Source organism: Paenibacillus sp. FJAT-26967, from assembly GCF_001541095.1.
Taxonomy (GTDB): Bacteria; Bacillota; Bacilli; order Paenibacillales; family NBRC-103111; genus Paenibacillus_F.
Window position 1 is genome coordinate 276,954 of record NZ_LMXH01000003.1, and the last position, 23,025, is coordinate 299,978.

Genomic DNA, 23,025 nt, shown 5'->3' on the forward strand with positions numbered 1-23,025 from the left:
ACCAGTATGAAAGACAAACAGTCGAATATTCAAGAATTGGCCGGTTTCCTTGAGCGGAAGCGGACTTCGAACTCGAAGATTGTGCTTGCCGGGGGCTGCTTCGATATATTTCATATCGGTCATCTGGATTATTTGGAGGCAGCCCGCAAACTGGGTGATGTTCTGATTGTAGGGGTTAATTCGGATGAATCTATAGCCAGAATTAAAGCGCGTCCACCGGTTTTTCAAGCAAAAGCGCGTACAGCCGTATTGGCCGCCCTGACCGTCGTCGACTATGTGTTCGTGTTTGGCGAGGACACGCTGTCGGAGCAGCTAGTGAGGCTACGGCCTCATATTTTTGCCAAGGGCTCCGATTACCGGGACCGGTGGTTTCCTGAGATGGAAGCCGCCCGGGAAATCGGCTGTGAAATCCGGATTGCGGGAGAGGCCAAAATTTCCTCGTCCTCGCAGCTGCGGCAGCTGCTGGCGCCCGAAAGGAGGAAGCAATGAACATACTTGGAATAGGCGGCTCCATTCATGACTTCTCGGCCTGTCTCGTTCGCCGGGGAGAGGTCCGCTATGCAGTAGAAGAGGAACGTTTGAACCGGGTAAAGCACTGTCTCGGGATGGGAGGTAAACTATTCCGGTGCAAGGCCGCGGAATACTGCCTCGAAGCGGAGGGGCTGCACGCCCGGTCCCTCGATCTGATTGTCGGCAACGACTTGATTGAGCCCGTCTACTTTATGAAATACGGTAAAGAGATCAAGCTGATCAATCATCACCTCGCTCATGCGTCAAGCGCATTCTATCCTTCGCCATACAAGCAGGCTGCAGTTCTCGTGGCCGATGGAAGAGGCAGTTTTACCGGCTCTGCACCCCGCCGGCGGGAAACGGTTACTTACTATTGGGCGGATTCTGAGGAGATTCGGGAGATTAAGAAGCTGACTGGAGAAGACCTGCTTGATTTCACTGTCGACCATGAATCCGAGAAAGAGCTGACCGATGCGGATATGTCTCATTCGATCGGAGGCTTCTATGAGCGGGTGACGTTTGAGCTTGGTTTCGGATTACTTCAGGAAGGGAAGACGATGGGGCTTTCCGCATATGGAACTCCGCGTTACATTGAAGCATTCTATGGCTTCTATTCCATGGACGGGGAGGGGAATTTCAGTCAGACACTGGGGCAGCTGAGCGCGCTCAGAAATTATATCCGGCAAGGATTAAGTCCGATCAAGGATGCCGGGCAGCTTCTGCAGACCAAGGCTGATTTGGCCTATGCCGCGCAGTATCATATCGAACGCATCCTGATTATGGCCTGCCGGTATCTTCATGAAGTTACCGGAAGCCGTAATTTGTGCCTCGCGGGAGGTGTGTTTCTGAACAGTGTGGCGAATTACAGAATCCTGCGGGAAACCCCATTTGAGAATGTGTTCATACAGCCCGCTGCCGGGGATGCGGGAACGGCGGTCGGCAGTGCGCTGTACGGTGCGCACATGTTGGGCGGCGAAGCTCGGAAGGTGACGAACATCCCTTTCTCCCCGTATCTGGGCAAATCATACGGAGAGAAGGAGTGCCTGGAAGCGGCCCTTGCTTGTCAGGATGAGCTTGAGAGAGTGGAGACGGACGACGTGTACCGTACGGCGGCCGGACTACTCAGCGAAGGCTGCATCATCGGCTGGTTCCAGGGCCGCTCGGAGATCGGTCCCCGCGCCCTCGGAAACCGCAGCATTATCGCCGATCCCCGCCACTCCGGCATGAAGGACACCATCAACGATAGAATCAAGCACCGTGAAGCTTTTCGTCCGTTTGCTCCGGCTGTATTAAGGGATCGGCAGGGAGACTATTTTGAGTTGAAGCATGCGTCGCCCTACATGCTGATGGTGTCGCCTTTCCTGGAAGGAAAAGGAGCGGAAGCGGGGGCAGTCTGCCATGAGGACGGGACAGGCCGTGTTCAGACCGTCACCGAGGAGATGAATGCCCCGTTGTACCGGCTTATCTCGGCATTCGACGAAATAACAGGCGTCCCTGTTCTGCTCAATACTTCCTTCAATGATAACGGAGAGCCGATAGTGGAAACACCCTCCGATGCGATCTCTTGTTTTCTGCGGATAGATCTGGATTATCTGGTGATGAATCAGATGATTTTCAAAAAACGGAGCAGGGGTGTTGGCAACTCATGGTGAGCAAACGTGTCCGCTGTAGTATGCACGACCGGCTGCTCTCGCATCAACACTTGCAGGGCTGCGAAACGGTGCTTGCAGAAGCTTTCGAACTGCTTGCGAACTGCTTTGAAAGCGGAGGGAAGCTGCTCATATGCGGCAACGGCGGAAGCGCCTCCGATGCGGAGCATATGGTGGGGGAGCTGATGAAGGGGTTCCGTCTGAAACGGCCCCTGCGGGAATCACAGTGGAATCGGCTCGGACGGCGGCTTCCCCCGCTGCCTGGATCAAGAGGCTTCGGTATGCTGCAGAGCGCCCTTCCGGCGATTTCGCTCGTCAGCCAGACCTCGCTCATCTCTGCGATTATGAATGATATATCCGCCGAAGCGGTGTACGCCCAGCAAGTTCTCGGCTACGGCGCGGAGGGGGATGTGCTGATCGGGATCAGTACATCGGGCAGCGCCGAGAATGTGTGCTTCGCGATGGAGCTCGGCCAAGCGATGGGCCTTAGAACCATTGCGCTGACCGGCGCGGCGCAGGGACGTATCCGGTTGTTCAGCGATGTCGTGATTGCCTCCCCGTCAGTCATTACGGATGAGATTCAGGAGGATCATGTCAGGTTGTACCACACCTTGTGCATGATGCTGGAAGAAGAATTTTTCGGACAAGAGATGGAAACGGAGGGATAGCATGCGGGACGGCTACTATTTGTCCGCTTATTTGCATATAGATCCGCTGGATCACATGCTTGGCACCATTATCCGGCACGATCAGAACGCGTCGCTGTTTCACAAATCCGGCAGTGAAGTGCGGCTGGTCCGCATGTGGGAGCTGGAGAGAGTGACCGGCATCAAAGAGCATTATGTATCGTTTTACAGTGTAGAGCAGGCGCAAGAGGTCCTGAACAAGCTTCTGGGGGCTCTGGGGCTTTCGCTTGACGACATGGTTGAAATATGGGGAACGCCCGGCCTGCAGACGACGGATGACTATCACTGCGCCGAGCTCTACAGTTCCTTGTCTTATCACAGTATTTCTCATTTATTCTCGGCTATGATGACGGATTCTGAGGTGTTCTATAACGGCAATATTCTGGGACTGGCCGTGGACGGGGGACCGGACGGGATCGTGGACCGGAGGGAACGAACGGAGAAATGCTTCTTTGCGGGCGGCTACGCCAGACAGGGGAAGCTGGATCTATTTGCCGTAGAGTCTCCGGGAATGCTGTGGGGATGGGCCAAGTTTTATTTCAAAATGCGTGAGGGCACGCTGATGGCGCTTGCTTCGGCAAGCACCAGTACGATCCTGTGGGAAGCCGAGGGGACGCTGCCTGTGCTGGACGGACGTCACGATATTTGGGAATCCGCGTATATCCGGGACCTCGTCGATCAGGTGAACAACTTGACGGACAAAGATGCAGGGACATTATTCAGCGGTTTTGATCCCCGGTTTACCGAGCGGGAGAACAAGATCAGCATGATTATGAAGCAGGTCCAGCAGGCATCCATGAAAATCATGGATACCAACATCGAACGTATTCTTCATGACTATAAGATTGATCCCGGGGAAACTTGTCTGGCCATGGCCGGAGGATATACTTTGAACTGCCCGACGAATAGCCATCTCATGAGAAAATACGGATTCTGGGGCTTTATGGCTCCGCCGTGCGTTGGCGATTCAGGTCTTTCTCTGGGTATGGGGCTCTACGCTTTCCATAAAAAGCTGCAGGGCAGAGCGTTCCGTTTTGCCCTCCCGCATGCTTATTTCGGCGAACCCGACACCACTCTGCACAGTATCCTCGCAGGAGGAGAATATGCTTCCTTTATACAGAGCACGGCCCCGCTCGACTGCTCGCAAGCGGCTCGTGACATTCAAGAAGGGCCTATCGTCTGGTTCGATGGCGAAGCGGAGATCGGACCGCGCGCACTGGGTCACCGGTCGCTGATTGCCGATCCGCGTCATGAGGGCTCCAAGAAGCTGATCAATGAAATAAAGGAGCGGCAGTGGTGGAGACCTGTTGCGCCGATCATTCTGGAGGAAGAGACGGGCTTGTGGTTCGATACCTGTTATCCGTCCCGCTTTATGCTCCATACCTTCCAGGCCCGGGCGGAGAAGGCGCATCTGATCCCGTCCGTGCTTCATCTGGACGGGAGCGCGCGGGTCCAGAGCCTCGGGCGGGAGGAGAATCCCGTTTTATACCGTATCCTGTCTGAATTTTACGAGCAGACCGGCGTCCCGATTGTGGGCAATACCTCTTTGAATGACCGGGGAGAACCGATCATCCATACGGTTCACGAGGCATTCAACTTCGCTTTGCGCAAAAAATTACGAATTCTCTATGTGAATGGGATAAGAATTGAGCTTCACAATCATCAGGAGTACGCCGTAACCGCGCCGCATCCCAGGAGTATTTCGATGCAGACGCTGGATGAGGAAGCCCGGCTGGAGGCCTGGAACAGACTGAACCCCTGCGGCATTCCTCAAGATGTGCTCTATCATTACCGGGACCCTAACGAAAGTGAGCCGGCCGGGCCATTCGATCTGACGAACCCGCAGGATGCGGAGCGGCTCTGCAGAGAAGTCCGCGCAGTCCAGCGGCATAAGAAGCTGTTCAGAACCATCTAAACGGGAATAAAAAGGTGTGGTGGAGATTGTTCATATTAGGCTTGGGAGGTTCCATTCATGATTTCTCCGCCTGCCTCCTCCATGAGGGGAAGATAGTCTGCGCGATTGAGGAGGAACGCTTGTCCCGCCAAAAGCAGGCATTCGTCGATGCTTCGACGTTCCGCTGCAAAGCGGCCCGTTACTGTCTGGAGACAGCGGGAATCGCGGAGAAAGATGTGGGCCTGATTATCGGAGGAGACAATATCGAAAGCCGCTACTATGCCAGATTCGGGCCGCGAATCCGCTTGATGAATCATCACTTGGCTCATGCCGCAAGTTCTTTTTATCCTTCCCCTTTTACAGAGGCGGCCGTCCTGGTTGCGGATGGCAGAGGGAGCTATTTGGACAAGCCCGGCAAGATTGTGGAAACGGTCACTTATTACACGGCACAAGGCACGTCCATCAGGGAAATACAGAAACGCCAAGGCCTGGAAAGTGCGGATTTTCGCAACGTTTCCAATTCAATCGGCCTTTTCTATCTGGCGGTGACGGAAGAGTTAGGTTTCGGGCCGATGTATGATGACAAAACTATGGCGCTGGCTGCTTACGGGACAGACCGTTACGTCGAGGCTTTCCGCGCGTTCTATTCCATGGATGACGGGGGGGAATTCAGCCAGACACTCGGGCATCTGGAGCAGCAGAGGGAATTTATCCGCGCCGAGCTGAACCAGGCAGTGCGCGAAGCCGCAGACTCAAGCGGGGGTTGTGCTGCTAAAGCCGATCTGGCTTATGCTGCGCAATATCATCTGGAGGAAGTTCTTATCCGGGCCTGCCGATATTTGTATGCGGCAAGCGGCTGCGAGAATCTGTGTCTCGCCGGAGGAGTTTTCTCAAACCGTAAGGCTGTCAGCAGGCTGCTTAAGGAAATTCCATTCAAGCGGATGTATATTCCGCCTGCTCCGGGCGATGCCGGGACAGCCATCGGCAGCGCCTTGTACGCACACTATGTACTCGGCGGGCATCCTCGCCGTGTACCGCCAGTACCGCCTGCAGCATCCGAACCGCCCGCACCGTTCGCACCAACCGAACCGCCTGTACCATCCGAACTGCCCGCACCGCTCGCACCAACCGTTTCGCCTGCACCAACCGAACCGCCTGCACTATCTGTACCGCCCAAACCACCCGTATCGCCGTCCCTCGATTCGCCGTATTTGGGCAGGGACTACGGGGAAGAAGATTACGCAAAGGCGGTCCGTACCTGCCGGGACCAACTGGAAGAGATTCCTGCCGCCGGTAACCTGAACCGTGCGGTGGCCCAGCTGCTGATCCAAGGGGGCGTCGTGGGCCTGTTCCGCGGCCGCTCCGAATTCGGATCGCAGTCGCTCGGCAACCGCAGCATTGTGGCTGATGCCCGCAGCGTCCGGATGAAAGAGCGGCTTGATGCGGCCAAGGGGCGAGAAGCTTTCCGCCCTCTCAGCTCTGCAGCGCTGGAGGGGGACCCTTTGCTGTCCGCAGATCCGGGAACGGCTGTCCCATATGGCTGCCGGATTCCCCGGCCGGCAAAGGCAGAGCGTGTCAGCTGTGTCCCGGCGATTCTCCAGGCGGACGGGACCGCCGATGTCCAGGCTGTGACGGCCGGCCTCAGCACGGAGCTGACCGCGCTGCTGGAGGCATACAGGGGTCTCGCGGATTCGTCTCTGCTGGTGAATACGTCCTTCAATGCGGACGGTGAGCCGATGGTGGAAACGCCCGAAGAAGCGATCCGGTGCTTTTTGAAGCTCGGACTGGATTATCTTGTGCTGGATAACCGGCTGTTTACAAAACGCTGAGGAGGAACCGTTATGAGATACCTGGATGAAGAGAGGCTGCGTGAGTTTCGCCGATTTTACGGAGAGCTGGAAGAGCGGGAGAACGTATTTTATTTATTTTTCACAACAGGTTTACTGCACTGGGTGTGTAAATCGCTCCAGTTTGTGCCCGCCACCGTTCCGGTTGTGCTGATCGGCTCCGGGCTTTCGGGGGAGGAAAGGGAGTGGGTGCACGAAAATCTCGGCCGTCCTTTCTTCTGCTTTCCCGAAACCGTAGATGAGGGAATTGTGTGGGACTACCTTTTTGCGGTCAACACGTCTGATTTCGGCTGGCTAGATATCGATTGCTTTGTACTGAATCCCAAAATTTTCGATGAAATGACGGAGATCCGCAAATCCGACTCGATGAACTGCATCTGGTCTTATGATTACGGATTGCGAACGGAACCCCGCTCACGATTCTCTTTTCCGGTCGTCCGGACATTTTTCCTATTCGTGAACCAGAATGTGATTCAGCGGTTGAACCGTACACGGCAGTCCTGGTCTCCGCGTCCGTTTCTATGGGAAGAAGCCCCGTCCTCCTCTTCCTTCAAAAGGTACTCGACCTTCCACCTTCTGCCGGAAGTCCACAAAGAAAATCTGGCCCGGATTCTGCCTATGGACTCTTGCGGAAATGCCATTTTCCCGGTCCAGGAAATCAAGAAAGACGGTGTGGTGACCCGCCATCTCGATACGATGGTGCTCTACCAGCTGCTGGCTCATGAAGCCGGGTACCGCCTCCGCCAGGTAAGGCGGCTGGATGAGGACGGGACGGCAATGACCGATGAAGTCATTCATGTCGGCTCCATCTCCTACTACCGTTCCTTCGGGAATCCGGATTACGAGACCGTGAACGAAGAGGAGCGCAGCAAATACCGGGAAATCTATGAAAGGGTTCTTCTTCTCGATTATTTGATTGCCGGTCAATTTCATCAAGAGCTGCCTAAGTACTATTCCGTTTATAAAAGAATGCTGGAAAGAGAGATCAGGCAGTTGGGCAAGCCGCTGGAAGGGGTGCTTGAGGAGGCGGTGTCGAGGATGACCGATGAGGGATTAAGCCGGGAATCGGCTCTGCGAATATGCAGCGGTGGCCGGCCATGACCAATCCCCTTCGTACCGTTCTCGTTACGGGAGCGGGAGGCTATATCGGAAGTGTACTGGTGCCGGAGCTGATCAACCGCGGATATGAGGTCCGGGCGCTGGATAAGTATACCCGTTCCAGCGGAGCTGCTTATGTCCATCCGAATCTTATCCGGATTTATGCGGATACCCGCACCTGGGGAGGCGAAGGACTGGAGGGCGCCGATGCGGTCATAGACTTGGCGGCTATCTCGCATGACCGAAGAGGAGAGATTACTCCGCACGAGACGCTGGATATCAACCAGTTTGCACGCCACCGTACGGCCGTCAAGGCTAAAGAATCGGGCGTCCGGCGTTATCTTCTGATCTCCACTTGCGGCGTATACGGGTTCCAGGATTCAAGTTGCATGGCGAGCGAAGAATCCGATATAGCGCCCGTGACGACTTACGCCAGAGCCGCAGGCCAGTCAGAGCGCGATATCTTGCGGATGAATAGCGCCTCATTCGAGGTGACAGCGGCCCGTCCGGCAATTCTGTACGGGTATTCTCCACGGATGCGCTTCGATCTGGCGGTGAACGCCATGGTACTCGCCGCCTGGCGGGAAGGTATCATCCGGGTTGCGGGATCGGGCGGACAATGGAGGCCATTTGTCCACATTAGGGACGCCGTCGAAGCCTTCTGCCGGCTGCTGGATGCGCCCGCCGACCAGGTGGCGGGCGAGATTTACAACATCGGCTCCGATGAGGGGAATATTCTAATCCGCTCTCTGGCCGAGCTTATTGCGGATACTCTTCCTGTTCCGGTGCAAATCATCACAGATGGCGATGAAGATAACCGTTCTTACCGGATTGACTTCACAAAGTCCAAAGACCGGCTCGGGTGGAAGGCCGTGCACGGGCTCAGGCAAGGTATTGCCGAAATATACGGACAACTGGAAAGAGGCGTGATTCTGCCGGATGCTAAATAAGATAGCCGGAGTTAGGATTTGTTATTAATCCTTCCCGGAGCCTCCGGTGGAGTGAACGATCACGAGGCTTGACAAAGAAGCTTTGCCGCAGGCAAACGCAGAAAGACCTTCAGCAGCACCCTGACGGGTAGGGCTGAAGGTCTTTTCTATGTGCCGGCCCGGCACACAGAATCCGGCACAGTGCAGCCCGGGAATCGCGCACCTGCGGCTTCGGTCCCTACAACCTGCTGTAAGCCAGCGGGTTATAGGGACTTGCCGCCTTCTCCCCGATCTGCTGACCGCCGAAATACTGGCTTAGGTGAGCCGACGGGTCCGTCCCGAACGGATTGATGATGGAAGCTCCATCCTCGTAATACATGATGGTCATGGCCTCCCGCGTCTCGGCGGTCTCGTTCGCGGGTGCATCATGAAGCGTCCAGCCGGCGTGCAGTGTGATATCGCCGAGCGCCACCCCGCCGTAGGTGTGCTCCTTGAGCGCCAGCCTGTAAGCCGTTTTAAGATTCTGCTTGGCGGTTTTGCCCCGGTTATCTATCAAGTGGGAACCGGACAAAAAGCGGAGCGAACCGGTTGCAGCCGTTACATCCTGGAGAGGAATCCAGGCCGTAATCGAATTATCCCGGTCAAGCAGCATGTAGTTGTTGTCCTGATGCATGGGTGTGGCTGCTGCTCCGGGCTGCTTGAAGAAAGCGGAGTCCCGGTAAATACGGACTCCGCTGACGCCCATCAGGTCAGCCGAAATCTTAGCCAGGCGGCGGGACATTACGAAAGCGCCGACCTTGGCGTGCCGCTGACGCAGGTTAACCGTGCCGTAATCGTCCGGACCGGAAGAAGGAATGTGATGGGTCCGGAAATCGCGGACAGCCTCCAGAATGAAGGGGCGGTAAGCAAGCACCTCTTCGGGACGGAATACATCTTTGAGATAGATGTGGCCGTTTTCTTGAAAGAAGCTGATCTGCTCGCGGGTCAAGACATATTCCGAAGACAGATCCGGCAGTACATGGTTATCGAGTTCCAATTCGAGGCCCCCTTGTAGGACAGACTTTTTTCTATTATAAGACTGCGGTTTCCCGGCGCCTCTTGTTTTCTTGTCTGCTTTGGGAGAGCCGTATTATCTGCTAAAGAAAACCCGATTAATCCGCAAGAAGCTCAGATTGTCGGCCGGAGGGCGTTGATAGAATGAAAGTAAGCTCAAGTAGAGGGGGGAGAACATGCAGGACGGGTACTACCTTTCAACTTATTTGCACATCGGAACTCTCGATTATTTGTACGAAACCTGCATCCGTCATGACCCGAATATGGCTTTGTTCCACAAAATGGGCAGCCGTATTAAGCTCGTCAGGTATTGGGAATTAGAGCGGTTTACGGGGATGAAGCAGCACAGGCAGTCTTTCTTCAACCGGGATCATGCGGTGAATGTGATCAATGAACTGCTCCGGCCGCTGGGATTGACCATGGATGATATGGAGGAGATCTGGGGAACGCCGGGCCTGTCGACATGTGAGGATTATCATTCTCTTTCCGATTATCCCGGACTTGCTTATCACAGTATTTCCCATTTGTTTTCTGCCGTTATGAGCGACAGCAGGCTGTTCTACGGCGAGAACATCATTGGACTGGCCGTGGACGGGATACCGGACGATGTTATCGACCGGGAGGTAGGCAAGAAAAGTTTTTTTGCGGGCTGTGTGGTGAGACGAGGTGAGCTTGAGCTGTTTCCTGTAGAGTCTCCGGGGCCGTTATGGGACTGGGCCAGCTCCCGCTTTAAGCTGAGGGAAGGTACGCTGATGGCGCTGGCTTCCGCATGCGAGAGCGAGGCTCCCGATCAGAATTTGCATCTGCCGCCGATAACGGACGGTTCTTTTAACATTTGGGAGCAAGAATACTTGCGTCCTCTTCTTGAAAGCGTCCATACCCTTATGGAGCAAGAAAGCGAAGGGAATTCCGCCGCTTTAGATCCACGCTTCACCCGGCAGGAGAATGAAATCTCGATGGTGATGAAGCAGGTTCAGGCCGAGTCGATCTCAATCATGGAGAAGAATGTTGAGGCAGTACTCGGCCGTTATGGGCTTTCGCCCGGCGACACTTACCTGGCTTTGGCAGGCGGTTATGCGCTGAACTGCCCGACGAACAGCCATCTGATGGACAAATACGGCTTTAAAGGTTTTATCGCACCGCCCTGTGTGAATGATTCAGGCCTTTCGCTCGGTATGGGCTTGTATGCGTTCTACCGCAAAATGTCCCCGCAGCGGTTCCGGTTTCAGCTCGGTCACGCTTATCACGGCAGCAGCGGGAAGACGCTGGAAGAGGTGCTCGGGGCCGGCACTTTCGAGGGCTGTATCGGCAAAGTCAGCCCGATCAGGTACCGGCGTGCCGTAGAGGACCTGATCCGCAGCCCGCTGATCTGGTATGACGGAGCCGCTGAGATCGGCCCCCGGGCTCTGGGCCACCGCTCCCTGCTCGGAGATCCCAGGCGGCAGAAGACCAAGGATATCCTCAACGACATTAAAAGCAGGGAGTGGTGGCGCCCGGTCGCGCCGATCATTCTGGAAGAGCAGACGCAGCGGTGGTTCGGGCAGGATCAGGCCTCTCCGTATATGCTGCATACCTACACCGTTCAGGATGGCATGCGGGAGCTTGTGCCCGCCGCTCTTCATCTGGACGGAACAGCCAGAGTGCAGACCGTCTCCGGAAGAGGGCCGGCGAAACGGCTGTATAAGCTTCTCCGGCAGTTTCAGGAGACAACCGGCGTGCCGATGCTCTGCAACACTTCCCTGAACGATAAGGGCGAACCGATCATCCAGGATGTGGAGGAAGCGCTCCATTTTGCGCTGGTGAAAGGGATTCCGGTCGCCTATATCGACGGATTACGTGTGGAACTGCTCAATCACGACCGCTACAAGTCCCGCTGGGGGAATCGTCCCTACACCCGTTCCATTTCATTTGAATTATTCAACCTGCGGGAGAGGCAGGAAATTACCAGGCTTCACAATCCATGCGGAATCCCGGACGATGTGCTTAAGTTCTACAAGGAAAGAATCGAGCGCAGCGGGATTACCCGTTATGACATCTCGAATCCGGCGGATGCAAGGCGTCTGACCCGTGAAGTTAATTACATCAGGCAAAGCCGAGGAACACGGAATCGTCTGAAGTACAATAATTCCGACTAAAGGAAAGAGGAGGCAATTATGACCTTGTATACACTCAGCGGGCAGGAGAAGAAGTTTTTTGAAGAGGAAGGGTACGTGGTCTTGAAAGGGGTGTATTCCCTAGAGGAAGTCAGAGCGCTGAAGGACGAGTATCATAACATCTGGCTGGACTCGGTCGCCGGTAAAACCATTGTCCAAGACCCCGGCAAACCATTAACGAGCCTGTTCCCGCGAATGAAAGATCTCCACAAGGAGAATGAAGGAGTCCGGAGATTTGTCTGGCAAAAGACTGCGGCCTCCTGCCTGGAGCAGCTGATCGGCGAGCAAGCCCTGCTTGTATCGACCAACTATTATTTCAAGCCGCCGGGCGCCAAGGGGATGCCCTATCACCAGGATAATTACGGAATCGGTGTGCTGCCCGGCACTTGTTATGCAATCTGGGCCAGCCTGGATAAGGCCGGCGTTCATAACGGCGGCATGCGCCTGATCCGGCATACGCATACTTCCGAACTGCAGGAGCCGAGGAAGGTCTACACGGCGTCCGAGGATACGTTCGCGGGCTATGTGCAGACGCTGGAAGTTCCCGAAGGACATCAAGTGATCGAACTGGAAACGGAGCCCGGGGATATTGTCATCTATCATGGCAATCTCATCCACGATTCGGCAGACAACAACAGCGAGGTGCATTTCCGTCATTCGATTATTAGTCATTTTGCGGCAGAGAGTGCGGAGAAAACGACCCTTAATTTTAATTACCTGATGGACAAAGAGGGGCGCCGCGTCCGCAAGCGCATGAATGCCGGTACTAATATCTTGAGAAGAGGGGAGTGATCTTATGACTGAACAAGTACTGCCAGCTTCAGAATTGGAAAATTTTAACGAGCTGGGCTATCTGGTCGTCAAAGACCTGTATGACAGCCGGGAGGTAGACGAGCTTATCCGGCAGTTCGATCTTCACTGGGTTAAGCTGGCGGCCGGGGGAGAAATTATCCAGAACGGGGAGCGGCCGCTGGAAAGCCTGTATCCCCGGCTGAGGGATTACCACCGGAAAAATGAAATCATCAAAGGGCTGTCCCTGAAGCCGGCTTTGTTCGCCTATCTGGAGCAATTGATCGGCGAGGAGGCGCTGATTATCTCGACGAGCTATTATTTTAAGTCGCCGACGACAAGGGGCCTGCCTTTGCATCAGGACAATTACGCTTTCGGTGTATCGCCGGGAACTACCTACGCGGCCTGGATCTCCCTTGATCCCTCGGATGAGGACAACGGCGGCATGCAGTTCGTGCCGGGTACGCATTCGCTTGACCTGCAAGTGCCCGAAGGGGATAAGTCGAATGTGCAGTCTTATTTTTCGGATGAGGGGCAGTGGCTGAAGGAATACGAGTCCGGAGAAATCAGAGAAGTGGCGACCGAGCCGGGGGACGTGATTTTTTTCAACGGAAATATTGTGCACGGTTCTTCGGATAATGTATCGAGGCACCGGTTCCGCCGTTCTCTGCTCATTCATTTTACGGGAGTGAGTGTGGAGAAGCTCGCGCTGAATTTTAATCAGCTTATGGACAAAACCGGAGCCAGAGTGCGAAGAAGACTCAATACGGATACGAAGATTGCGGAAGGCCAGGCATCTGTATTCTCTATTCAGGAGGCGGATTATTTTGCCGGATGGAGGTAAGCCTGGCGATGCAGGGAAGGCCGGTGAGCGTATGAGGATACAGGTGCCGATGGATAAAGTGAAGCGGGCGGGTGATCTCTCTCAGCTTGCGGAGAAAGTCTACTACCTGTCTGTGGACATTAAGCATGTCAGCTGGGACGCCGGCGGGATGAACATAGAATACACCGGCGCAGACGGGGAAGAGCTGCTGCTGAGACTTGATGCTCTCTGCGATGCACTGGCCGCCGGACGCAAGCTTCCGTACAAGAGGCTGAGGGACAACCGCAGTCCTCGCCGGCCAAAGCTGCGGGAAGAGTCTGCGGAGCCTCTGTACGCAGGCAGTCCTGTGCTTCAAGGAGCACAGGTGCTGCTGGAGCAGGCCGTCGTCCGCCTGCTCAGAACGAGGGCGGATGCCGCCGGAGCGGTCCTGCGCAAGTATCCCGCGCTGATGCCGGAGGAGGTCATCCGCAAAAGCGGTTACCTGCGCAACTTCCCGCAGAATGTGTATGCCGTGTCCGAATTCCGGCATCAATTCGACACGCTGGAGGGTGTCCGCTCCAGTCTGTCCGCAGGTGAGCCGCTGGGCAGTCTAATGCAGCCCAGCGGTGCCTACATGCAGCCCTGCGTCTGCTATCACGTGTATGAAGAGTGCAGCCGGGACGGCCTTGCTCAGACGTATCTGGACAGTGAGGCGGGGGCAGCCGGCTGCGAATCTGAAGCTGCGGGCAACAGCGGCCGGGAAACGGATGAGCGGATGCCGGGGCTGGAGCCGGACCTGGAACGGGAGTCGGTGTCCGAACCGTACCCATTCCGGTTGTTCTCGGCGTACGGAACGTGCTACCGGCATGAGCATGACAGCAGGATCAGCGAGTCCCGCCTGAGGGAATTCGGGATGTTCGAGCTGGTGTATATCGGGGCAGCGGAGGCTGTGAAACAGATGCGTGCCGATCTGCTGGAAGATACCTGGGCACTGTTTGGGGCGCTTGGTCTGCAAGGCTATGTCGAATCCGCCTCGGATCCGTTCTTCCTGCCGGAAGACGGCGACCGGCGCATGTACCAGCTGGCCGCTGAGTCGAAGTTCGAGCTGCGCTGCTCGACAGCAGGCGGAGACGATTTTGCCGTCACGTCCTTCAATGTGTGCGGAGATGTCCTGTGCCGGGCGTTCGGCATTGCGGGCAACAGTTCGTATCCGCACTCGGGATGCACAGCTTTCGGTGTGGACCGGTGGGTGCAGGCGATCCTGGATGCGTGGGGGCCTGATCCCGCCGGCTGGCCGGCGCTGATCAGGGGGCATCTATGAACAGGGGCAGGATGAATCGCCTGCCCGTTGTAGAAGCACCGGGATTTGAGACCGAATGCTACCACAATATCCGGCTTAGCATCGTTCAGGCCCACCGGGAACTGATGCCCTGGTATTATAGTCATTTTATGAATTTGACTTTGAAGACTGCGGGTGAGGATCTCTTCCCGGTCATCCGGTTCGAGGAGCACCTGGAAGTATACTCGGACATCATCGAAGAGACGCCGCTGCCGGACTGTGAGGACTGGGTAGAGCAGGTCTGCGATTGTATAGATAAGGGACGGTATCTCGTCGTTTACTTTAACTGGCGGCATATTCCGACTTCCCGTTACTTCAAGAAACAGGATATATATCACGAAGCGCTTGTGTATGGTTATGACGATTCCAGGCAGACTCTGCAATTTGTGGCTTTCGATGTAGAGGACAAAGGCTATGGAAGCTCGGAAGTGCCATATTCTCTGTTCAACGACGAAATGAAGAGACTGGTGGCGGAGGACATGCACTCGCAGCGCTGGTTTGCTTTTTACGGTTTTCCCGCCTCGGTTATTTCCCTCAGAGATTCGCAGCGGACCCGTCCGGATACCCGCAGCATGTATTTTGCTTTGGACCGGGGACGTGTACGGGCGAGCCGTACGGAGAAGGATACGTTTGCAGCCGGCTACTATGTTAACGAATATTTGGCGGGTTATTTCCGCCAGCTGGCGGAGGGCAGACCTCTGCAAGTGAGGGAGTTCGTCTATTGGAATATTATCGTACACAAAATGATTCTCCATAAAAGTCTGATGCTGCAAAGGATCGATTACATGCAGGGCTCAGCGGGCTCTAAACAGCTGGAGCTTCTCAAAGCTTTGTATGTGAAGGTTAAAACGGAGATGGACCGTGTCAAGTGGACAAGCATCAAATACCAGCGGACGAAAGCGTCCGTATATCTGCATCAGCTGGCGGATCATTTCCATACCCTTTATGAACTGGAGAAGAGGGCCGCCGCCATGATGATGGAGTTTCTTACCTTGTCTCATCTGAATCTAAATCTGGGTCACTGAGGTGCGAGAATGAATACTTCGGAAATGGAAGCCATTATTATCGACAATGTTAAACAGATTCTGCCCGAGAAGTTTGAAATTGAACCTGGGACTAAGCTGCTGGAGACGGGAATTGATTCCATGAGCTTTATACGCCTAGTGGTTCTGTTGGAAGAATCCTTTGATATTGTGATTGAAGACGAGGAAATTCTTCTGGAAAATTTCGCGAATGTAGGGACGATCCGCTCTTTGATTGAACGCTGCCTTCCGAATAAAAGTTAGACAAGCGTACACGGGATGCCAACAGAAGACGAAGAGTTCGTGGTCAAAAGCAGAGTATTAGGGCTCAGGGATATGAGATAGTAAAAGTACCCCGGGGAAACAAATAACAAGCCAACTCTAGGAGGAATGACCATGAAAACCGAACTTTCCAAGAACGCGAAGAATGCAAAGAAAGTGACCATGACGCTTGAAAACTCCAACAGCAAAACTTACTTGGAGATGCTGGACGGACGCTCCGAAGAGCTCCACTTTGCTCAAGTAGCACCGACGCAGTTCACGGTTGACGATTCCGAATTCAGCCTGAAGTCAGGCATCAACGTCGAACTGGGAATCCTCAACGTAGACCTGGTGGCCACTTCCAGCGTGATCTGGCCCGGACAAACCATCCGCGTACGTGGAGGCCTGCAAGGGCAGGGCGCTGCGATGAAGGCTCAGGCGACCATTCCTTTCAACAAGAAGATGGCGGACGGCGTCCAAGGCGAGTCTTGGCTGTACTGGGTTATCGAGACACCGGAAGGCGAGCTTCACAATAAACAGCCGATTCACATGAAAGGCGTCCTGAAGGGGCTTCCTCCGAAAAATGCAACCTTCTATTCGGACAGCGTAACTCCGCTGTTCGACCGTGAAAACAACCAAGCGGGTACGGTTTACGGCTGCCTGCAATCCAACTAATCGTAAAGCACACGGAGGGGTCATTTCTATGGACCCCTCTTTCCATACGTTAGAAGTCTGTATACGACAGGAGAATGCGATGTATGACGTCATTATCGTAGGCGCAAGGTGCGCGGGTGCTGCTCTTGCCGCTTTTCTGGGAAGCAGGGGACACCGTATATTGCTGGTGGATCAATATCCGTTCCCAAGCGGAACCAACTCGACTCACATTCTGGGTGAGAGCGGGGTCTATGAGCGTCTTGGAATTCTTCAGAAGATGGAGACTGCGGGGGCGCCCGCATTAACACGGATGAGGATTGATCTGCTGGGCACCGTGTTCGAATCTGACATCACTGTAACCCGAAGGGCGCTCGGACTGCGCAGAGAGATTCTGGACCCGCTGCTTCTGCAGAGTGCGGCCCGCAGCGGCCGGGTAGATATTCAGCTGAATACCAGGGTTACGAAGGTTCTGATGAGAAGAGGACAAGCAGCAGGAATCCAGTGCAGCCGCAAAGACGGAACGAACGTCCGCTTCTATGGCAGGAGCATAGTGGGGGCGGACGGACGGAATTCCGTGGTGGCCCGTCAAGTTCAGGCACCTGTGACAGCGGAATCGCAGCAGCCTCTGCATGGCGTAACCTACGCATATTTCTCCAGGGTCGAACCTCTGCCTATTCCGGCAGTCGAATGGTACTGGCACGGCTCTTCTATCGTCATCAACAGCCCGATTGACGGACTTATGCACTGTATCGCCTACATGTACCCTCCGGCAGAGCGTCAGGCGATGGCGGGAATCAGCCCGGGCAGCTTTCTTGAGAAACTTAGAGCCATCCGGACGCTGGAGCCGAGGCTTGGGAGAAGTGAAGTCGAGGGTGTAATTAGAGGAATACCGCCTCTTAAAAGCAGCATCCGCAAAGCATGGGGTCCCGGCTGGGCGTTAGCGGGCGATGCGGGAGCCTTTCTTCATCCTGCTGCAGGTGTGGGAATCGATAATGCAGTCTGTACGGCAGAATGTCTGGCGGAAGAACTGCATGCTTTTCTGCAAGGGCACAAGTCCTGGGAATACGCTATGGAAACCTATGAAAAGCAGCGCAATAATCGGATATTCCCCCAATATGAGCATTCACTTGCTACTTTGGATTTCTCCTTGCGGCCTGTCCCCGAAGCTTCACTGGACACGCTCGCAATGCTCGCCACTTTCCCCAGTCTTGTTAAGAAAGTCGGCCTTCAGGCCGCAGAGATTCTTTCAATAATTTCTGGAGGCAAAAATCATGAATGATGCTCACGCAGATTCTTCACTGAATGTTATCTATCTGGAATCCTCTCTAGAGAAGGTGTGGTGGTCGGTTGCCACGGTTGAAGGAACCAATACTTATCTCACCTACGCGTCTTCAACCACCGGAATACCCGGGGAGCCGGCGGTCGGAGATATCTACCTGTTAAATTACGGGGATATCGAGAACCGCTCGCGGGTTACAGAATGCCAGCCCTGCCGCCGGTTTGCGCTATCTGATGTTTACAACTCTTTGGCTCCGGACGGAGACAGGGAGGCGTTCTGCGTCAGTACTTCTTTTACGCTGGAAGAAGCGGGACCGTTCGTTAAGCTGAGTCTGGCGGTGCGGGGCTTCTCCGGGGACACAAGCGGGCAGTGGCTGCGCGAGTGTCTTGAAATGGGCTGGCGCCGGTCGCTTATGAACCTGAAATCCGTGCTGGAACTGGGTCTTGACTTGCGTACCGAGCTGTTCAGTTATCCGAGGCTAGGCGTTACCAACTGCACGGTAAACACGGAGCAAAGTCTGGAAACGGGTGTTCAGGCGGGTGGAGGGAATTATTTGCTTGAAGTCTTCCCTGGCAGTCCCGCAGGGCAGGCCGGTCTAAGGGCAGGAGATGTCGTAACTGCGCTGGGCGGGTTGGAGACGGGGACTTACAGCGACTTCGTCCGGGTGATTTCGTCCTTTTACGGCACCCAAGGACTTGTATCCGTCACATTCGTACGGGAGGGCAGAGAGCAGGCAGCCGAAGTCCGGCTGTCGGTGGAGGAGCAGTTTACGGGGCTGAACAAGGACAGCCTGACATTGGATCAGATTCAATCCAGGCGTGAGCAAATGGCCAGGAGCCGCTCCGCTTCGGGGGCGCTCTGGTCGGAAGCGCGGCCGCTCGCGCAAGAAGAATAACCTTATTCGTCAGGAAAGGAGTCATAAGATGAGTGAGAATGAGGAAACCCTGCTGCCCGGTCTTGAAGAAGAATACAGCCTGACGAGCCGGCAGATCCAGAAGTATCAGGCGGACGGACATATCTACCTCAAGGGTGTCTGTTCGGCCGCAGAAACGGCACTTTACCGGAAAGCGATCACGGAGATATACCCTGCGTTCACACCAGAATCTTATCCGCCCGGTGAACGGGAGTTTTACGGTGTGGAACGGGCTTTTCCGACGGTGATGAATATGTGGGAAAAAAGCCGGAAGGTAAGGAGGTTTTCTTTGGCTAGACGATTCGCCAAAATCGCTGCCGATCTGATGGGTGTGGACAGGTTGCGGCTGTACCATGATTCCGCTATCTTTCTTGAAATTGGCGGGGGAGCCATCCCGTGGCACCAGGATAGTCCGTACATGCTCCAGACAGACCCCGATATGACCATGACCATGTGGATGCCGCTCGTCGACTTGCCTGCAGAACTGGGCTCCATGAGGTTTATGTCGGGCTCCCATCTCCTGAAGGCGGATAAACATACGAATCTGCTTCTCCAATCTTACCGGAAAGGGCTGTCTGAGGTACATTACGGAGCTATGCCCGCAGGAGATGCCACTTTTCATTCCGGCCTTACGCTTCATTATGCGGCGGCAAATACCACGAATATCGTGAGGGAAGTCGCCACGATCATCTATATTGCCGACAACCTGAAGATTGTGGAGCCGGATACGGAGGCTAGAGCCTACCATTTAAGGCGGATATTCCCCGGTATGAAAGCCGGTGATCCTGCGGTCAGCCCATGGACACCTCTTGTATTCGACAGGTATGCGGAGCTACAGGCCCGCCCGGACGCCCAGCCGGAAAGGAAGGAGGATTAGGATGGAGAATCAGACCGTTTTCCACACGCTTGAACGTGAACGTGTCATGAGCCCGGAAGAACTCGGACAATTCCAGAGAGATGGCCGTCTGATGCTCCGGCAGCTCGCCAAGGCAGAGGATATCGCCCGAATCCGCCCGGCACTCCTGAAGGAAGTCGGAAAGCTGGATGAAGGCCTCCGGTTACAGGTGATGAATGTATGGAGAAAATCACCTGTTGTGCAGGCTTTTGTGTTCGCCCATCAGTTTTCCCAGATAGCTGCCGACCTGCTCGGAGTCGACGGTGTCCGGCTTTATTTTGATCAGATCTTCGTCAAAAAACCAGGTGCCGGCGCAATGCCTTTGCATCAGGCGAATCAGTTTATGCTCCCGCTTGACCCCGGCAAGGTCATTTCGATGTGGATGCCTCTGACGGACATACCGGATGAATCCGGGCCGTTGTCATATGTGCCGCAGTCCCATCTGCATGAGAAGCTGCGCGGCGCGAAGAATCCGCTCCTTGCGGCGATGCGGCTGGGTCTGGCAGAAGAGGCCTGCGGTCCGATGATGGCCGGAGACGCTGCGTTTCATACGGGCTGGACGCTGCACGGGGCTTACGCGAACAACACCGGTACAGCGCGGGAAATGCTGATCATTACCTGGTTTGCGGATGAAGCCAGAGCGGTAGACCCTCATGATACAGAGAATAAGAATCCGCAGCTGAAGAGCCTGTTTGAGGGTCTGGAGCCCGGTGATCCCGTGAAGGGGCGTAATTTCCCTTTGCTGTTCTACCGCCATTACAGGGACATCATGCGGATCGTACATGAGCGGGGGGAGGATCAACGATGAGCAGTCCGTATCCCGGCGCCATGCCTGATCTGGCAGACAGTTATTATCTGGATGACAGCCTTCTGGAGCAGTACAGGACCAAGGGCCATATCTGTCTAAAGCAAGCCGCCTATGTGGATGAAATTAGCGCTTACCGGCCTCACATCATCCACGCTGTCCAGAACTATATCGGAGACCGGAGTGTCCGCCCGCACAGGCAACTTTATATGAATATATGGGAGGAGAATGAGCAGGTACGCCAGTTTGTATTTGCGCGCCGCTTTGCCAAAATGGCTGCCGAGCTGATGGGGGTGAGCGGTGTGAGGCTTTATCTGGATCAGGCCAGTTTCATCGAACCGGGAGCAAGCATTACACCGTGGCACAGGGCCGATGCTTATATGCTGGAGCTGGAGCCGGACCGGATCATCACGATGTGGATGCCTCTGGTTGATATTCCTGAACCGGACGGCCCCGTCTCTTATATTTCAGGCTCCCATCTGCTCGAGCATTCTCCTTCCAAGAACAGTTTACTGGAGGCAAAACGTGCGGGCCTGCAGGAGGAAAGCTGCGGCCCGCTGAGACTGGGAGATGCGGTTTTTCATTCCGGCCGCATTCTACACGGCGCACCGGGCAATAACGGTGTCATGATGCGGGAAATGATGACGATCACCTATTTTGCGGAAGACGCCTGCATTATAGACCCGGAGGATAAGTCCGGGCGGGCGCCTCATCTGCGGAGACTCTTCTCGGGAATAGGGCCGGGACAGTCGGCGGCAGGTCCTCTGACCCCTCTGCTGTACAGCAATAAGGCTTGAATACATGGGAGGTAGACGGAAATGGATACCGGAATTTTCTCATCCGATCTGGAGAAGGAAATGATTCTGCTGCCGCAGCAGATCGAAGAATATCGCAGCCAAGGTCACCTTTATGTCGGACAGGCGGCATCCAGGGAAGATATCGCAGCCGTCCGGCCTTATATTACGGAATTGGTGCAGGCTTGCAGCAGGGATGTCCGGCCGCTTGCGGAGCGGGATGATTTCGGCAAGGCTTTTCTACAGATCATTAACCTCTGGCAAAAAAATGAACAGGTGAAGAAATTCGTGTATGCCCGCAAATTCGCCCGTATGGCAGCGGACCTGATGGAAGTAGATGGGGTCCGGCTGTACCTGGACCAGGTATTTTTTAAAGAGCCGGGGGGAGGACCCACCCCTTGGCATCAGGATGGCACCTATATGCTCCGATTTCGGCCGGACAAGCTGATTACTCTGTGGATGCCGCTCGTCGACATCCCGGATGAGATAGGCTCCCTGCGGTTTCTGTCACGGGCTCATGGCATTGAAGCGATGAAAGGATCGGGCAATGTGCTGCTGGACGCCCTCCGCAGAGGACTGCCTGAGGCAGGATACGGCGGCATGAACGCAGGCTGCGCAACCTTTCATGCCGGATGGACGCCTCACAGTGCTCTAAGCAACCCTACTTCTTCTATGAGAGAAGCGCTGACCATTACGTATATCCCGGACGAAGCTGTCGTGGCCGACCCGGGCGGTAATCCGGCACGAGAGAACCACTTGAGGACATATTTCCCCGGTGTTCTGCCCGGCGCAGTGGCGGCAAGCCCGCTGAATCCGGTGCTGTATCGCAGATAGAGTACCTATGCAGGAACGATGGTGTGGCTCAACAAAGGAAGAATGAACGGCAAGCGAAGCAGAGAGAAGGAAAGGGGAGCCCTATACAATGAAGATAAACGCACGGGATTGGAAGGTGAAGGACAGTGTCTGTTAAAAAGCAAGTCTGCGTGTTATTGAGCGATCAGGGCTGCGGCGTTCTGCCGGTGGATGAGATCGGGGAGGACATGGGACTTTTCGAGATAGGTTTTGACTCTCTCCGTTATATGGAGTTTATCGTTCTGCTGGAAGAGCATTACGGCATCCAGTGGCCCGATGATGCGCTGGAAATCAGCAGTGCAACGAAAGTTAAGGACATGGTCGGTGTGCTGGAAGGCTGTTTATGAGTCAGGCTCGCGATTGGTCCGCTCTCTTGACCATGCTCCCCCACCAGTATCCGCTGCGCCTTATTGACGAGGTCAGAGACTACAGTCCGGGGGAGTTTCTTACAGCTTCTTTCAGTCCTGCCAAGCTGCGTCCTTATTGTGGAGACAAGGATGAAATTCCTCCCGCGATTCTGATTGAAGGGCTGGCACAGACCTGCGTGATCATGACCCAGCTGGAAACGGAGCCGCTTGCGGATGGAGAAATGCCTCTGCTGGGTGCCGTGAAGGCACGGATTGCCTGTCCCGTATATTGGGATCAGCTTCTTTTATACAAGGTGAACCCTGTACGGATCTGGGCCAAAAAGGCGATATTCAGCGGAGTTTTGTACAGCCCGGACGGGAAGATTGCCGTGACAGCGGATCTGAGTGTGGCGGTAACGAATGAAGCAACTATCAAATAGGCGGGGGATCATCG

The 23,025-nt window shown here is 55.0% G+C and carries 23 protein-coding genes; 22 read left to right on the forward strand and 1 reads right to left on the reverse strand.

Annotation, left to right across the window (positions count from 1 at the left end; genetic code table 11):
• Window positions 1–6: 6 nt before the first annotated feature.
• From AR333_RS15745 to AR333_RS15775, 7 genes are all read left to right on the forward strand, one after another.
• Window positions 7–489: an HldE family cytidylyltransferase gene (locus AR333_RS15745; RefSeq protein WP_068776320.1), complete on the forward strand. Its 483-nt coding sequence runs from the start codon at window positions 7–9 to the stop codon at window positions 487–489.
• Window positions 486–2,162 carry a carbamoyltransferase C-terminal domain-containing protein gene (locus tag AR333_RS15750; RefSeq protein ID WP_068776321.1) on the forward strand — a complete coding sequence of 559 codons (1,677 nt, stop codon included), beginning with the start codon at window positions 486–488 and terminating at the stop codon, window positions 2,160–2,162. The genes AR333_RS15745 and AR333_RS15750 overlap by 4 nt, the downstream gene beginning before the upstream one ends.
• Window positions 2,156–2,827 (forward strand): SIS domain-containing protein, encoded by a 672-nt coding sequence (locus tag AR333_RS15755; RefSeq protein WP_253735873.1) that lies wholly within the window; start codon window positions 2,156–2,158, stop codon window positions 2,825–2,827. The genes AR333_RS15750 and AR333_RS15755 overlap by 7 nt, the downstream gene beginning before the upstream one ends.
• Window position 2,828: 1 nt before the next feature.
• On the forward strand, window positions 2,829–4,760 hold the full coding sequence (locus AR333_RS15760; protein ID WP_068776322.1) for a carbamoyltransferase C-terminal domain-containing protein: 1,932 nt from the start codon (window positions 2,829–2,831) through the stop codon (window positions 4,758–4,760).
• Window positions 4,761–4,879: 119 nt separating this feature from the next.
• Window positions 4,880–6,568: a carbamoyltransferase C-terminal domain-containing protein gene (locus AR333_RS25030; protein ID WP_253735874.1), complete on the forward strand. Its 1,689-nt coding sequence runs from the start codon at window positions 4,880–4,882 to the stop codon at window positions 6,566–6,568.
• A gap of 12 nt (window positions 6,569–6,580) precedes the next feature.
• Window positions 6,581–7,687: a hypothetical protein gene (locus AR333_RS15770; RefSeq protein WP_068776324.1), complete on the forward strand. Its 1,107-nt coding sequence runs from the start codon at window positions 6,581–6,583 to the stop codon at window positions 7,685–7,687.
• Window positions 7,684–8,634, forward strand: coding sequence for an NAD(P)-dependent oxidoreductase (locus AR333_RS15775; protein ID WP_068776325.1), 951 nt, complete (start codon window positions 7,684–7,686; stop codon window positions 8,632–8,634). Before AR333_RS15770 ends, AR333_RS15775 begins: the two co-directional genes overlap by 4 nt.
• Window positions 8,635–8,851: 217 nt before the next feature.
• On the opposite strand, the gene AR333_RS15780 is transcribed toward AR333_RS15775, so the two are convergent.
• Window positions 8,852–9,649: a phytanoyl-CoA dioxygenase family protein gene (locus AR333_RS15780; protein WP_068776326.1), complete on the reverse strand. Its 798-nt coding sequence runs from the start codon at window positions 9,647–9,649 to the stop codon at window positions 8,852–8,854.
• 193 nt (window positions 9,650–9,842) lie between these two features.
• On the opposite strand from AR333_RS15780, the gene AR333_RS15785 reads away from it, so the two are divergent.
• The 15 genes from AR333_RS15785 (at window position 9,843) to AR333_RS15855 (ending at window position 23,011) form a co-directional block, all read left to right on the forward strand.
• The gene (locus AR333_RS15785) at window positions 9,843–11,801 is read left to right on the forward strand and encodes a carbamoyltransferase C-terminal domain-containing protein (protein WP_068776327.1); all 1,959 of its coding nucleotides are present in this window, start codon (window positions 9,843–9,845) and stop codon (window positions 11,799–11,801) included.
• Between the two features lie 18 nt (window positions 11,802–11,819).
• A complete protein-coding gene (locus tag AR333_RS15790) occupies window positions 11,820–12,611 on the forward strand; it encodes a phytanoyl-CoA dioxygenase family protein (protein ID WP_068776328.1) in 792 nt (263 codons plus the stop codon).
• A gap of 4 nt (window positions 12,612–12,615) precedes the next feature.
• On the forward strand, window positions 12,616–13,452 hold the full coding sequence (locus AR333_RS15795) for a phytanoyl-CoA dioxygenase family protein (RefSeq protein ID WP_068776329.1): 837 nt from the start codon (window positions 12,616–12,618) through the stop codon (window positions 13,450–13,452).
• Window positions 13,436–14,731 carry an aminoacyl--tRNA ligase-related protein gene (locus AR333_RS15800; protein WP_253735875.1) on the forward strand — a complete coding sequence of 432 codons (1,296 nt, stop codon included), beginning with the start codon at window positions 13,436–13,438 and terminating at the stop codon, window positions 14,729–14,731. Before AR333_RS15795 ends, AR333_RS15800 begins: the two co-directional genes overlap by 17 nt.
• Window positions 14,728–15,774 carry a hypothetical protein gene (locus AR333_RS15805; RefSeq protein ID WP_253735876.1) on the forward strand — a complete coding sequence of 349 codons (1,047 nt, stop codon included), beginning with the start codon at window positions 14,728–14,730 and terminating at the stop codon, window positions 15,772–15,774. The genes AR333_RS15800 and AR333_RS15805 overlap by 4 nt, the downstream gene beginning before the upstream one ends.
• 9 nt (window positions 15,775–15,783) lie before the next feature.
• A complete protein-coding gene (locus AR333_RS15810) occupies window positions 15,784–16,035 on the forward strand; it encodes an acyl carrier protein (protein ID WP_068776330.1) in 252 nt (83 codons plus the stop codon).
• 132 nt (window positions 16,036–16,167) lie between these two features.
• Window positions 16,168–16,707, forward strand: a complete 540-nt coding sequence (locus AR333_RS15815; RefSeq protein ID WP_068776331.1) for a hypothetical protein — start codon at window positions 16,168–16,170, stop codon at window positions 16,705–16,707.
• 28 nt (window positions 16,708–16,735) lie between these two features.
• Window positions 16,736–17,965 (forward strand): NAD(P)/FAD-dependent oxidoreductase, encoded by a 1,230-nt coding sequence (locus AR333_RS15820; protein ID WP_253735877.1) that lies wholly within the window; start codon window positions 16,736–16,738, stop codon window positions 17,963–17,965.
• A complete protein-coding gene (locus tag AR333_RS15825) occupies window positions 17,958–18,860 on the forward strand; it encodes a PDZ domain-containing protein (RefSeq protein WP_068776333.1) in 903 nt (300 codons plus the stop codon). Before AR333_RS15820 ends, AR333_RS15825 begins: the two co-directional genes overlap by 8 nt.
• A 28-nt stretch (window positions 18,861–18,888) precedes the next feature.
• Window positions 18,889–19,755, forward strand: coding sequence for a phytanoyl-CoA dioxygenase family protein (locus AR333_RS15830; RefSeq protein WP_068776334.1), 867 nt, complete (start codon window positions 18,889–18,891; stop codon window positions 19,753–19,755).
• 1 nt (window position 19,756) lies between these two features.
• Complete coding sequence (locus AR333_RS15835; RefSeq protein WP_068776335.1) at window positions 19,757–20,581, forward strand: phytanoyl-CoA dioxygenase family protein; 825 nt, start codon at window positions 19,757–19,759, stop codon at window positions 20,579–20,581.
• Window positions 20,578–21,375, forward strand: coding sequence for a phytanoyl-CoA dioxygenase family protein (locus AR333_RS15840; RefSeq protein WP_068776336.1), 798 nt, complete (start codon window positions 20,578–20,580; stop codon window positions 21,373–21,375). Before AR333_RS15835 ends, AR333_RS15840 begins: the two co-directional genes overlap by 4 nt.
• Window positions 21,376–21,396: 21 nt before the next feature.
• On the forward strand, window positions 21,397–22,206 hold the full coding sequence (locus AR333_RS15845) for a phytanoyl-CoA dioxygenase family protein (RefSeq protein ID WP_068776337.1): 810 nt from the start codon (window positions 21,397–21,399) through the stop codon (window positions 22,204–22,206).
• Window positions 22,207–22,331: 125 nt separating this feature from the next.
• On the forward strand, window positions 22,332–22,571 hold the full coding sequence (locus AR333_RS15850; RefSeq protein ID WP_068776338.1) for an acyl carrier protein: 240 nt from the start codon (window positions 22,332–22,334) through the stop codon (window positions 22,569–22,571).
• The gene (locus AR333_RS15855) at window positions 22,568–23,011 is read left to right on the forward strand and encodes a 3-hydroxyacyl-ACP dehydratase FabZ family protein (RefSeq protein WP_068776339.1); all 444 of its coding nucleotides are present in this window, start codon (window positions 22,568–22,570) and stop codon (window positions 23,009–23,011) included. Before AR333_RS15850 ends, AR333_RS15855 begins: the two co-directional genes overlap by 4 nt.
• Window positions 23,012–23,025: the final 14 nt, after the last annotated feature.